This is a genomic window from Pseudomonas sp. H3_E07 (genome assembly GCF_054668895.1).
The window spans coordinates 3480495-3493305 of the sequence record NZ_CP162795.1 but is presented as its reverse complement, the minus strand read 5'-3'; the positions used below and the strand labels follow the sequence as shown (position 1 = coordinate 3493305).

11 protein-coding genes are annotated in these 12811 nt (G+C 60.2%); 10 read left to right on the top strand and 1 reads right to left on the bottom strand.

From position 1 onward, the window contains the following. Position 1: 1 nt before the first annotated feature. Positions 2-1900, bottom strand: coding sequence for a sigma-54-dependent Fis family transcriptional regulator (locus tag AB4O08_RS15990; protein ID WP_460114216.1), 1899 nt, complete (start codon positions 1898-1900; stop codon positions 2-4). Positions 1901-2173: 273 nt separating this feature from the next. On the opposite strand from AB4O08_RS15990, the gene exaC reads away from it, so the two are divergent. From exaC to ycaC, 10 genes are all read left to right on the top strand, one after another. Further along, positions 2174-3694 carry an acetaldehyde dehydrogenase ExaC gene (exaC, locus tag AB4O08_RS15985; protein ID WP_010206811.1) on the top strand — a complete coding sequence of 507 codons (1521 nt, stop codon included), beginning with the start codon at positions 2174-2176 and terminating at the stop codon, positions 3692-3694. A gap of 157 nt (positions 3695-3851) precedes the next feature. Continuing rightward, positions 3852-5285: an ethanolamine permease gene (gene eat, locus AB4O08_RS15980; RefSeq protein WP_198831825.1), complete on the top strand. Its 1434-nt coding sequence runs from the start codon at positions 3852-3854 to the stop codon at positions 5283-5285. A gap of 52 nt (positions 5286-5337) precedes the next feature. Continuing rightward, positions 5338-6732, top strand: coding sequence for an ethanolamine ammonia-lyase subunit EutB (locus AB4O08_RS15975; RefSeq protein WP_044287942.1), 1395 nt, complete (start codon positions 5338-5340; stop codon positions 6730-6732). Beyond that, positions 6729-7562, top strand: coding sequence for an ethanolamine ammonia-lyase subunit EutC (gene eutC / locus AB4O08_RS15970; protein WP_460114215.1), 834 nt, complete (start codon positions 6729-6731; stop codon positions 7560-7562). The genes AB4O08_RS15975 and eutC overlap by 4 nt, the downstream gene beginning before the upstream one ends. A gap of 92 nt (positions 7563-7654) precedes the next feature. Further along, a complete protein-coding gene (locus AB4O08_RS15965; RefSeq protein ID WP_021492977.1) occupies positions 7655-8113 on the top strand; it encodes a GNAT family N-acetyltransferase in 459 nt (152 codons plus the stop codon). A gap of 305 nt (positions 8114-8418) precedes the next feature. Then, complete coding sequence (locus tag AB4O08_RS15960; RefSeq protein ID WP_010206817.1) at positions 8419-9075, top strand: DedA family protein; 657 nt, start codon at positions 8419-8421, stop codon at positions 9073-9075. Positions 9076-9081: 6 nt separating this feature from the next. Then, positions 9082-9897, top strand: coding sequence for a M90 family metallopeptidase (locus tag AB4O08_RS15955; RefSeq protein WP_021492978.1), 816 nt, complete (start codon positions 9082-9084; stop codon positions 9895-9897). A 109-nt stretch (positions 9898-10006) separates the two neighbouring features. Then, positions 10007-10534, top strand: coding sequence for an inorganic diphosphatase (ppa, locus tag AB4O08_RS15950; RefSeq protein WP_003219382.1), 528 nt, complete (start codon positions 10007-10009; stop codon positions 10532-10534). Positions 10535-10748: 214 nt separating this feature from the next. Next, a complete protein-coding gene (locus tag AB4O08_RS15945; protein WP_029529012.1) occupies positions 10749-11525 on the top strand; it encodes a LexA family transcriptional regulator in 777 nt (258 codons plus the stop codon). 526 nt (positions 11526-12051) lie between these two features. Next, a complete protein-coding gene (gene ycaC / locus AB4O08_RS15940) occupies positions 12052-12684 on the top strand; it encodes an isochorismate family cysteine hydrolase YcaC (RefSeq protein WP_460114214.1) in 633 nt (210 codons plus the stop codon). The last annotated feature ends 127 nt before the right edge of the window (positions 12685-12811 follow it).

Sequence of the window (12811 nt, the reverse complement as noted above, 5' to 3'; positions counted from 1 at the left end):
TTTAGCTGAGGGCGTGACGCGCGATGCCATGCCGGCGCAGCTTTCTATACAGCGTGTTGCGGCTGACGCCCAGTTGCTCCGCCGTGTGCGTCATGTGCCAGCGCTGCTGCTGCAACGCCGTGAGCAACGCCAGGCGCTCGGCGTCTTCCAGCGGCGACTCCAGCGGTTTGGTCTGCGCGACTGCCACGGGCCTGGCCTGACGAATCTGCGCAGGCAAATCTTCCAGGCCAACACGCCCCTCATCACACAGCGCCACCAAGGTGCGCAGCACCGTGCGCAGCTGGCGGACGTTCCCCGGCCAGGCAAACGCCAACAACGCTCCCCGCGCCGACGGGTCGAGGGCAACCGGCTCACCATTGGCCTCCTGGGTCAGCAGGAAATCCAGCAACTGGGCTTTATCACTGCGCTCGCGCAAAGGCGGCAAACCGACTTCCAGGCCATTGAGCCGGTAATACAGGTCCTCGCGAAAGCTACCGTCCTGCACACGCTCCAGCAAATTCCGGTGAGTCGCGCTGATAATTCGTACGTTCACCGCCTGGGGCTCACCGCCGAGCGGCACCACCAGCCGATCTTCCAGAACCCTTAACAGGCGGGTTTGCAGCGCCAGGGGCATATCACCGATTTCATCGAGGAACAGGGTGCCGCCATCGGCTTGCTGCAATTTGCCTTGCATGCCCTCTTTGCGCGCACCGGTGAAGCTGCCGCCGCGATAGCCGAACAGTTCGCTTTCGATCAGGCTTTCCGGGATGGCGGCGCAATTGAGTGCGACGAACGCCTTGTCGGCACGCTGGCTCGCCAGGTGCACCGCCTTGGCGAAGGCCTCTTTGCCGGAGCCGGTTTCGCCATTGATCAACAGCGGCACATCACGCTCGAATACCCGCAGCGCCTTGCGAAAGTCCTGTTGCAGCGTCGGATCGCCCAGGCAAATACCGGGCAACGGAGCGGGCTCAGGCTTGACGAAAGGGGTCGATGCGCTGCGCACTTGACCACGCAGCGCGGCAAATAACTGTCGCCCATCACGGGTCCGCAGCGGCCAACTGGCCGTGGCATTGGCGCTGGCGCGGACAAGCAGTTGATCCAGTGAGCAATCAAAAAACGCTTCCACCGGGTGCCCCAACAAGCCGCCACGCACCTGGCCCAACAGGTTCAGCGCGCTCTGGTTGACCGCACAGATGCGCCCGTCTCCGTCGAATGCCAGCAACCCTTCACTGAACAACCCCACCGACTCCGCCTGCAAGTGAAAACGCAGCAACCAGTGGTGTTCAAAGTGACGCAGGAAGTAGCAACTCTCGATCATCTTCGCCGACAGGTTCACCAACGCCATGGTGTGGAACTGGCTCTGGCGCGACACGGCCTCCCGCGCGGAGGACACATCCAGCACGGCCAGCAGATCACCCTGCGGATCGAACACCGGGCTCGCCGAGCAGGTCAGCCCGGTGTGCCGGCCCCGGAAGTGTTCGTCACGATGAATGGTCAGGGATTGGCGCTCCACCAGGCAGGTGCCGATGCCGTTGGTGCCTTCGCAGGCCTCGCTCCAATCGGCACCCAGCCACAACCCGGCGCGCTCGAAGATCTTGCGCTCGGACGGCGCGGTGACACAGTTGAGGATCACGCCGCGCGCATCGGTCAGCAACACAGCATGCCCCGCACCGGAGAGCTGCTGATGCAGGCTGTTCATCTCGCTGCCGGCAATGTGCAGCACTTGCTGCAGGCGCTCGCGGCTTTCCAGCAAGCGACCATGTTCGAGCACAGTGGGTGCAATGGTTTGCGCAGGATCGAGGTGATAGTCCTCCAGGCAACGCAGCCAGGAGCGGGCGATGGACGGATCGCTGGACGGGTCGCGGCCATGCGCCACGGTGAGGACTTGCTGGGCATGGCGGCTGAAATGATCGTTGTGCATTTCTTATTATTCTCCCTGCGTGAGAACCCCCAGCATCCCCCAGCGAACCAGGCAATGCAATCCCAGGCCGACCCACTGGTCACAGGCTGTACCGTTTGTGGCACAAACTGTCACATCGCCCGTATCGACCCTGCCACAGCCACGCCTTGCAACAATGTCCAACCCCTTGATTTCGCTGGTCCACGAAACGGTGGCCCAACCTTTGCTCTACGCTTTATCAAGCGCTTGTCGCGCTGCGCTCCCAATAAACATAAAAGCCAGGAGATACCCACCATGCGTTACGCACACCCCGGTACTGAAGGCGCCATCGTTTCGTTCAAGGCCAAGTACGGCAACTACATCGGTGGCGAGTTCGTTGCGCCGGTCGATGGCAACTATTTCACCAACACCTCGCCGGTCAACGGCAAGGCAATCGCCGAATTCCCGCGCTCCACGGCCAAAGACATCGACAAGGCTCTGGACGCCGCCCATGCCGCCGCCGACGCCTGGGGCAAGACCTCGGCCCAGGACCGCGCGCTGGTCCTGCTGAAAATCGCCGACCGCATTGAACAGAACCTCGAACTGCTGGCCATCACCGAAACCTGGGACAACGGCAAAGCCGTGCGTGAAACCCTCAACGCTGACATCCCGCTGGCCGCCGACCACTTCCGTTACTTCGCCGGCTGCATCCGCGCCCAGGAAGGCACCAGCGCCGAGATCAACGAGCACACCGCGTCGTACCACTTCCATGAGCCACTGGGCGTGGTTGGCCAAATCATTCCGTGGAACTTCCCGCTGCTGATGGCCGCGTGGAAACTCGCCCCAGCCCTGGCCGCTGGTAACTGCGTGGTGCTCAAACCCGCCGAGCAAACCCCGCTGGGCATCAACGTGCTGATGGAACTGATCGGCGACCTGCTGCCGCCGGGCGTCCTGAACGTGGTGCACGGCTACGGCAAAGAGGCCGGCGAAGCGCTGGCCACCAGCAAGCGTATCGCTAAAATCGCCTTCACCGGCTCCACGCCCGTGGGCTCGCACATCATGAAATGTGCTGCGGAAAACATCATTCCGTCGACGGTTGAACTGGGCGGCAAGTCGCCGAACATCTTCTTTGCCGACATCATGAAAGCCGAACCTTCCTTTATTGAAAAGGCCGCTGAAGGCCTGGTGCTCGCGTTCTTCAACCAGGGCGAAGTGTGCACCTGCCCTTCCCGCGCGCTGGTGGAAGAGTCGATCTACGACGACTTCATGAAAGTGGTCATGAAGAAAGTCGAGCAGATCAAACGCGGCGACCCGCTGGACACCGACACCATGGTCGGCGCCCAGGCGTCCGAGCAGCAGTTCGACAAGATCCTGTCCTACCTGGAAATCGCCAAGGGCGAAGGCGCACAACTGCTGACGGGCGGCAAAGTAGAGCAGCTCAGCGGTGATATGGCTGGGGGTTATTACATCCAGCCGACCCTGCTCAAGGGCACCAACGAAATGCGTGTGTTCCAGGAAGAAATCTTCGGCCCGGTGGTGAGCATCACCACCTTCAAGGACGAAGCCGAAGCCCTGGCAATTGCCAACGACACCGAGTTCGGCCTGGGCGCCGGCGTGTGGACTCGCGACATCAACCGCGCCTACCGCATGGGCCGCGCGATCAAAGCGGGCCGCGTGTGGACCAACTGCTACCACCTGTACCCGGCGCATGCGGCATTCGGCGGTTACAAGAAGTCCGGCGTGGGGCGTGAGACGCACAAGATGATGTTGGATCACTACCAGCAGACCAAGAACTTGCTGGTGAGTTACGACATTAATCCACTTGGCTTCTTCTAAAGTTGCCTTCTAGCAGGCGACCCGCTCTCAACTTGAAATGAGATCAAGTGTGGGAGCTGGCTTGCCTGCTCCCACATTTGAACTTCGCAAGTAGCTGCTACCTCATTCGGCACACAGAGGCCGAGTTAAAAACAATAAGAATGGAAGGTACTTTCCAATGCCTAGCGAACCTACTGGATCCTCCGTCGACTTCGAAAAAGTCGACTCCCAATACTTCCAGCAACGCGAACTGAAAAAAGGCGCCGCCGGCTGGGTGCTGCTGGTTGGCCTCGGCGTTGCCTACGTCATCTCCGGCGACTACGCCGGCTGGAACTTCGGCCTGGCCCAGGGTGGCTGGGGCGGGATGTTCCTCGCGACATTGCTGATGGCCACCATGTACCTATGCATGTGCTTTTCCCTGGCCGAACTGTCTTCCATGATTCCTACCGCCGGTGGCGGCTACGGCTTTGCCCGCAGTGCATTCGGGCCTTGGGGCGGGTTCCTAACGGGCACCGCGATCCTGATCGAATACGCCATCGCCCCCGCCGCCATCGCGGTGTTTATCGGCGCGTATTGCGAGTCGCTGTTTGGCATCGGCGGCTGGATGATCTACCTGGCGTTCTACATCATCTTTATCGCCATCCACATCTTTGGTGTCGGTGAAGCGCTGAAGTTGATGTTTGTGATCACCGCCGTGGCCGCGATTGCCCTGGGAGTGTTCCTGGTGGCGATGGTGCCGCACTTCAATGTCGCCAACCTGCTGGACATTCCAGTGACCGAGGCAAAGGGCGCCAGCACCTTCCTGCCATTCGGCTACGTGGGTGTGTGGGCGGCGATTCCCTATGCCATCTGGTTTTTCCTCGCGGTAGAAGGTGTGCCCCTGGCGGCCGAAGAAACCAAAAACCCGAAACGCGACCTGCCGCGCGGCTTGATTGGCGCCATCGTGGTGCTGACCAGCTTTGCCCTGCTTATCCTCGTTATTGCACCGGGCGGCGCTGGCACTTACGCGCTGGTCAAATCCGGCAACCCGCTGGTTGAAGCGTTGGCGTTGTCCTACGGCGGTTCCACCTGGATGGGCAGCTTCGTCAACCTGGTCGGCCTGGCGGGTCTGATCGCGAGCTTTTTCTCGATCATCTATGCCTATTCGCGGCAGATTTTCGCACTGTCACGCGCCGGCTACCTGCCGCGCAAACTGTCCCAGACCAACAAAAGCAAGGCGCCGGTCCTGGCACTGGTGATCCCCGGCATCATCGGTTTTGGCCTGTCGCTGACCGGCCAGGGTGACCTGCTGATTCTGGTGGCGGTGTTCGGCGCGACGATTTCCTACGTGCTGATGATGGCCGCGCACATCACCCTGCGCATCCGTCGCCCCAAAATGGACCGTCCGTACCGCACGCCGGGTGGCATCTTCACTTCAGGCGTTGCGCTGGTACTGGCCTGCGTGGCCGTGGTGGCGGGCTTTCTGGTAGATCCACGGGTGGTGATTGGCGCCGCGATCATCTATGGAGTATTAATTGCTTACTTTGCTTTCTACAGCCGGCATCACTTGGTAGCAGGCACGCCCGAAGAGGAATTCGCGGCGATCCAGGCCGCAGAGGCCGCCTTGCACTAACTGCCGTAAACCTCGGCGCGAGCAATTGCCCGCGCCGCCAAGGAGACACTGTATGGCAAGCTTTTCCCACGCGGTGGGTGCACAAACCTACCGCTTCGACAGCCTCAAGGACGTGATGGCCAAGGCCAGCCCCGCGCGTTCCGGAGACTTCCTGGCCGGCGTCGCCGCACAGAATGACGGTGAGCGGGTGGCGGCGCAGATGGCGCTGGCGAATATCCCGCTGAAACACTTTCTGCAGGAAGTGTTGATCCCCTATGAAAGTGATGAAGTCACCCGGCTGATCATCGACACCCACGACACCCAGGCGTTTGCACCGGTCAGCCACCTGACCGTGGGCGGCCTGCGCGACTGGCTGCTCAGCGACGCGGCCGACGAACATTCCCTGCGCGCCTTGGCGCCAGGTCTGACGCCAGAGATGGCCGCCGCCGTGTCCAAAATCATGCGCGTGCAGGACCTGGTACTGGTGGCGCAGAAGATCCGCGTGGTCACGCAATTTCGCGGCACCATGGGCCTGCGCGGGCGTTTATCCACCCGCCTGCAACCCAACCATCCTACAGACGAACCGGCGGGCATCGCCGCGAGCATTCTGGATGGTCTGCTGTACGGCAACGGCGACGCCATGATCGGCATCAACCCGGCCACCGATAGCATCGCCTCGATCTGCGCCATGCTGGAAATGCTCGACGCGATCATCCAGCGCTACGAAATCCCGACCCAGGCCTGCGTGCTCACTCATGTCACCACCTCCATCGAGGCGATCAACCGTGGCGTACCGCTGGACCTGGTGTTCCAGTCGATCGCCGGCACCGAGGCGGCCAATGCCAGTTTCGGCATCAGCCTGAGCGTGCTGCAGGAAGGGTACGAAGCAGGGTTGAGCCTCAATCGCGGCATCTTGGGCCAGAACTTGATGTACTTCGAGACAGGTCAAGGCAGCGCCTTATCGGCCAACGCGCACTTTGGCGTCGACCAACAAACCTGCGAGACGCGCGCCTACGCGGTAGCCCGACATTTCAAACCGTTTCTGGTAAATACAGTCGTAGGATTTATCGGCCCGGAGTACCTGTACAACGGCAAGCAGATCATCCGCGCCGGCCTGGAAGACCACTTCTGCGGCAAGCTACTCGGCGTGCCCATGGGGTGCGACATCTGTTACACCAACCACGCCGAAGCCGACCAGGACGACATGGATACCCTGCTGACCCTGCTGGGCGTGGCCGGGATCAATTTCATCATGGGCATCCCCGGTTCCGACGACATTATGCTCAACTACCAGACCACTTCGTTCCACGACGCGCTCTACGCCCGGCAAACATTGGGTTTAAAACCGGCGCCGGAGTTTGAGCAGTGGCTGGCAAAAATGGGCATCTTCACGCAAGCCGACGGCAAGGTGCACTTCGGCAACAGCCTGCCACCGGCGTTTCGCCAAGCCCTGGCGCAACTGGGATGAAGGAGCCGCCTGTGCAACTCGACCTGCCTGACAACCCCTGGCTGGAGCTACGCCGCCTGACCCCGGCGCGCATTGCCCTGGGCCGAACCGGCACCAGCATTCCCACCCACGCGCAGCTGGATTTTCAGTTTGCCCACGCCCAGGCGCGGGACGCGGTGCATTTGCCCTTTGACCATGCGGGCCTCAGCAGCCAGCTGGCCGAACGCGGGCGTCACAGCCTGCTGCTGCACAGCGCCGCTGCAGACCGCCACAGCTACCTGCAACGCCCGGACTTGGGGCGGCGCTTGAGCGATGAATCCGCCCAAGCGCTGCGCGACCACGCGTCGGCCAACCCCGGCGGCGTGGATTTGGCCGTTGTAGTGGCCGATGGTTTATCCGCGCTGGCCGTGCATAAACACACCTTGCCGTTTCTGACGCGCATGGAAGAACAAACCCACGCCGAAGGCTGGTCGTTGTCGCCGGTCATCCTGGTGGAACAAGGCCGCGTGGCGGTGGCGGATGAAATCGGGCAATTGCTCGGCGCCAAGATGGTGGTGATCCTGATCGGCGAACGGCCGGGGCTCAGTTCACCGGACAGTCTGGGGCTGTATTTCACCTACAACCCCAAGGTCGGCCTCACCGACGCCTATCGCAATTGCATCTCCAATGTACGCCTGGAGGGCCTGAGCTATGGCATGGCGGCTCATCGCTTGCTGTATTTGATGCGAGAAGCGTGTCGTCGGCAGCTGTCGGGGGTCAACCTCAAGGACGAAGCGCAGGTTCAGACCATTGAATCCGATGATCCGGACCTGATGAAAGGCAATTTCCTGCTCAGTTCACCGGATGACTGATCGCGGTACGATTGCGCTTTTTCGCGCCATTAGGCAGCATCGAGTCACGGCCGCTTGTGTGGTCATACCCCATTTGGAAGTTGAGGCCTGGCATGCGGATTACTCAAGCGACCCCGGAACACCTGGACCTGCTGACCCCGTTGTTCGTCAAATACCGCGAGTTCTACGGGGCCTTGCCCTTCCCGGATTCATCGCGGGCCTTTCTGGAAAAACGCCTGCGCCGCAAGGAATCGGTGATTTACCTGGCCCTGGCGGATGATGACGACAAGAAACTGCTGGGCTTTTGCCAGCTGTACCCGAGCTTTTCGTCGCTATCACTCAAGCGCGTGTGGATCCTCAACGACATCTACGTGGCTGAAGACGCGCGCCGACAACTGGTGGCGGACAACCTGATGCGCACGGCGAAGAAAATGGCCAAGGAGACCCACGCGGTACGGTTGCGGGTCTCGACCAGCAGTGACAATGAAGTGGCGCAGAAGACCTATGAGTCGATCGGGTTTCGCGAGGACACCGAGTTCAAGAACTACACCTTGCCAATCAACGAAGACTGACCCCAATAGCCAAAACGCCACAAATCCCCTGTGGGAGCGGGCTTGCTCGCGAAAGCGGCGGGGCAGTCACCGGATTAGTCGACTGATACGCCGCATTCGCGAGCAAGCCCGCTCCCACATTTTGATCGATGTATGCCTGGAACACCCACGACATCCCCCGCTACAAAACCAACACGCTTTTCACGCCTCAATCCGTATAATGCGGACCTTTCAGGGTTGTAAGAATTGCGGCATACACTTGTAGCCTTATTACCCGAGCTTCCGCACAGGCCTGCTGAGCCGGGCCATCCACACAGGTGCCATCCATGGATTTCAACCCGCTCGACCTTATCCTGCATCTCGACGTCTACCTCGACCTGCTGGTAACCAATTACGGTCCGTGGATCTACGCCATTCTGTTTCTGGTCATTTTTTGCGAAACCGGCCTGGTGGTGATGCCATTCCTGCCGGGTGATTCGTTGCTGTTCATCGCAGGCGCCGTGGCGGCTGGCGGCGGCATGGACCCGGTGTTACTCGCCGGCCTGTTGATGCTGGCGGCAATCCTGGGCGACAGCACCAACTATGTGATCGGGCGAACAGCCGGAGAACGCCTGTTCAGCAACCCGAACTCGAAAATCTTCCGCCGCGACTACCTGCAGAAGACCCACGACTTCTACGACAAGCACGGCGGCAAGACCGTGACCCTGGCGCGCTTCCTGCCGATCCTGCGCACCTTCGCGCCGTTCGTGGCCGGTATCGCCAAAATGCCTTATCCGCGCTTCTTCGGCTTCAGCGTATTCGGCACCATCCTGTGGGTCGGCGGCCTGGTGACCTTGGGTTACTTCTTCGGCAACGTGCCGTTCATCAAGAAAAACCTGTCGCTGCTGGTGGTGTTCATCATTCTGCTGTCGCTGGTGCCGATGATCATTGGCGTGTTCCGCAGCCGTTTTGGCCGCGCGTCCTCCGAAGTCAAGTCGCAGTAAGCGCCGATGTGGTCGCTCAGCGCCTGGCGTCGCCAGCGCTTGCTGGCCAAGCACCCGATTGCCGATGACACCTGGCAGCGGGTGCGCCACCACTTGACCTTCCTCGACGGTATCAGCGCCGAGCAGGACCAATGGCTGCGCGAAGCCTGCGTGGTGTTCCTCGCCGAAAAGCACCTGACCGCCCTGCCCGGCGTCGAGCTGCACCAGGAACAACGCCTGCTGCTCGCCGCTCAGGCGCAATTGCCGTTGATGAACCTGGGCGACCTCGACTGGTACCAGGGCTTCCATGAAATCGTGCTGTACCCCGACGACTTCGTCAGCCCCCAGCGCCATCGCGACAGCAGTGGCATCGAACACGAATGGGACGGCGAACACAGCGGCGAAGCCTGGCAACAGGGCCCGGTGATCCTCGCCTGGCCCGGGGTGCTGGCCAGTGGCAACTGGGAAGGCTACAACCTGGTCATCCACGAACTGGCGCACAAACTCGACATGCTCAACGGCGACGCCAACGGCCTGCCGCCACTGCACAACGACATGCGCGTGCAGGAATGGGCCAGCGTGATGCAGAGCGCCTACGACGACCTCAATCGCCAACTGGACGCCAACCCGGACGCCGACACCGAGATCGACCCCTACGCCGCCGAAAACCCGGCTGAATTCTTCGCCGTCACCAGCGAATATTTTTTCAGCGCTCCGGATTTGCTGGTCAACCGTTATCCACAGGTGTACGCCCAACTCAGCCGCTTTTATCGCCAGGATCCCTTGGCCCGCCTGACCCAGCTGCAAGCCAGCGACCCGCGTTATCAGCCACAGGACGAATGACCGTACGACGTCTGGCGCATGGCATCGGCGTCAGAATGTGCCTATAATCGCCGCCACTTTTAGGCCAATCCGGCCAAGTTTCTTGGCCAATTAACGGGGGCAACGCCCAATGAGCTACAGCAAGATTCCGGCTGGCAAAGACCTGCCGAACGACATCTACGTCGCCATCGAGATTCCGGCCAACCACGCGCCGATCAAATACGAAATCGACAAAGACAGCGACTGCCTGTTCGTTGACCGTTTCATGGCCACCCCGATGTTCTACCCGGCCAACTACGGTTTCATCCCTAACACCCTGGCTGACGACGGTGACCCCCTCGACGTGCTGGTCGTAACCCCTTACCCGGTTACCCCAGGTTCGGTTATCCGCGCGCGTCCAGTCGGCATCCTGAACATGACCGACGACGGCGGCGGCGATGCCAAAGTGATCGCGGTTCCACACGACAAGCTGTCCCAGCTGTACGTGGACGTGAAGGAATACACCGACCTGCCGCCCCTGTTGCTGGAGCAGATCAAACACTTCTTCGAGAACTACAAAGACCTCGAAAAAGGCAAATGGGTGAAGATCGACGGTTGGGGCAACGCAGATGCCGCCCGCGCCGAGATCCTGAAGTCGGTCGCTGCCTACAAAGGCTGATACCCGCTCCTCATTGCCCCGGCAATTGAAAAAGCCCCGATCATTCGGGGCTTTTTTTGTGGGAAAAATTAAACGACAAGTTCATTAACTTATATAAAAGGTTTAACCAGCACCTGAATCCGAAGTATCAGGCTACAACTAAGCAACGACCTACACACGCAACTCAACGCATGGTTTATTTGATCTGTAATTCCGGCCAGTAAACTCTGCGTTCATGAATACATCAGGTGATCGTTTAAAAGCGCTATTACGGGAAGTCCACCTTTCCGCCTCCGACTTCGCCAAGAACCGCGGCGTCACGCCCCAACACGTGAACAACTGGTTCAAGCGCGGCGTCCCCATGGGTCGACTCAACGAAATCGCAGAACTGCTGTGCATCTCCAGCCGCTGGCTGCGCACCGGCGAAGGCCCCAAACACCCACCGGCCAACTTCCTGCTGGAAGGCCCGAACACCCGAAAAGGACTGCCCACCACCCGCGAAGGAAGCGGCCAATACCTCACAGGCCCCGCCTGTCTCCCGGAAAAAATCGACGTGGAGATCGACCTCCACCCCTCATTTACCTCTATCGAACGCATCCGCGTCACCCTGCACACCCTCCAAGCCCTTAACGTGCACCCCGACCGTGCCCTGGGCGCCTACATGGTCGACAACAGCATGATCGACATCATCCAGCAAGGCGCCACCCTCGCTATCGACCGAGGCCGCACGCAAATCATCGACGGCGAAATTTATGCGGTAGAGCACGACGGGATGCTGCGCATCAAATACCTCTACAACCGACCTGGCGGTGGGTTGCGGATGCGCAGCCACAACGCCGGTGAACATCCGGACGAATACCTGACGTACGAGCAACGGTTTGAGCAGAACGTCCAGATTGTGGGGTGGGTGTTCTGGTGGTCCACCCTCAACAACCGCCGTCCACCGGTGCCGCTGGATGAGCACCTATTGGGCTGGGAAGGCTCTAAATCGGATCCGGAGGTGGGCAACTGAGGGGAATGTGGGTATCATGCGCCGCACATTTGGCAGGGGGTGGCTTAAGGCTATTCACCTTGCTGGCGATGCGGAGGAGTTCCCGCTGATGCCCCTACTATTCAGCCCGACGCAACGTGGGCTGAGCGATTTGAAGGCTGGTGAGGCTTGTCAAAAACAAGCTGAAGCAGTCCCCGAGAAGCCGGCCACAAGCCGGCTTTTTAATGCCCGCATAAACCCCAAGTCAATTGTCCGACAAGCCGTTGGACATTTGAATGAGCAAAAGCGGGCAGCTTATAGCCCGCCCTGCCTCTAAGGCTGAATACACGCCATAGCCCGCTCCGCCACTGTCTTCGCCATCCCCACCAAGTCACTGCTGCAACCCAGCCACACGCCCCCAGGCATCCTAAAAGCTCAGTTCTTCATTGTCACGCCTGAGTTGACGGTATTACCGTTTTCACCTGCTTTATCCCCCGACAGCCACCCATTAATCTGTGCCCATGTTGAACGCAACGCCCAACCAACCTAAACAAAAAAGGATTCAACCATGAGCGCTCCAACCTACAACCGCCTCAACAAAGACGACGCCATTGTTCTGTTGGTCGATCACCAGACCGGCCTGATCTCTCTGGTGCAGGACTTCTCGCCCAACGAGTTCAAGAACAACGTGTTGGCCCTGGCCGACCTGGCCAAGTTCTTCAACCTGCCGACCATCCTTACCACCAGTTTCGAGCAAGGCCCGAATGGCCCGCTGGTGCCGGAGTTGCAAGAGATGTTCCCGGACGCGCCGTACATCGCCCGCCCTGGCCAGATCAACGCGTGGGACAACGAAGACTTCGTCAAGGCGATCAAGGCGACCGGCCGTAAGCAGATCATCATTGCCGGTGTAGTGACGGATGTGTGCGTAGCGTTCCCGACCTTGTCGGCGCTGGCGGAAGGGTTTGAGGTGTTTGTGGTGACCGATGCGTCGGGCACGTTCAATACCACGGTGCAGCAGGCGGCGTGGAGCCGGATGACGCAAGCCGGTGCGCAGTTGATGAACTGGTTCTCGGTGGCGTGTGAGCTGCACCGCGACTGGCGCAACGATATCGAAGGCCTGGGGAATCTGTTGTCCCAGCGTATTCCCAACTATCGCAACTTGATGAATGGTTATGCGGCGCTGACGGCTCGCAAAGACTAAGTCAAATCGCCACACACCATAAGCCTGCCTTGAAACGCAGGCTTTTTGCGTCGTTACCTAGCCATTCGCCATTAGTACACTCGCCCTAATTGTGGCTGCACCGCCTCACCACTAAAGTCCTTCGCTT

Excerpts from the sequence above, each read along its gene's own strand:
- AB4O08_RS15990 (WP_460114216.1), bottom strand. The coding sequence starts at position 1,900 with ATGCACAACGATCATTTCAGCCGCCATGCCCAGCAAGTCCTCACCGTG.
- exaC (WP_010206811.1), top strand. The coding sequence starts at position 2,174 with ATGCGTTACGCACACCCCGGTACTGAAGGCGCCATCGTTTCGTTCAAG.
- eat (WP_198831825.1), top strand. The coding sequence starts at position 3,852 with ATGCCTAGCGAACCTACTGGATCCTCCGTCGACTTCGAAAAAGTCGAC.
- AB4O08_RS15975 (WP_044287942.1), top strand. The coding sequence starts at position 5,338 with ATGGCAAGCTTTTCCCACGCGGTGGGTGCACAAACCTACCGCTTCGAC.
- eutC (WP_460114215.1), top strand. The coding sequence starts at position 6,729 with ATGAAGGAGCCGCCTGTGCAACTCGACCTGCCTGACAACCCCTGGCTG.
- AB4O08_RS15965 (WP_021492977.1), top strand. The coding sequence starts at position 7,655 with ATGCGGATTACTCAAGCGACCCCGGAACACCTGGACCTGCTGACCCCG.
- AB4O08_RS15960 (WP_010206817.1), top strand. The coding sequence starts at position 8,419 with ATGGATTTCAACCCGCTCGACCTTATCCTGCATCTCGACGTCTACCTC.
- AB4O08_RS15955 (WP_021492978.1), top strand. The coding sequence starts at position 9,082 with ATGTGGTCGCTCAGCGCCTGGCGTCGCCAGCGCTTGCTGGCCAAGCAC.
- ppa (WP_003219382.1), top strand. The coding sequence starts at position 10,007 with ATGAGCTACAGCAAGATTCCGGCTGGCAAAGACCTGCCGAACGACATC.
- AB4O08_RS15945 (WP_029529012.1), top strand. The coding sequence starts at position 10,749 with ATGAATACATCAGGTGATCGTTTAAAAGCGCTATTACGGGAAGTCCAC.
- ycaC (WP_460114214.1), top strand. The coding sequence starts at position 12,052 with ATGAGCGCTCCAACCTACAACCGCCTCAACAAAGACGACGCCATTGTT.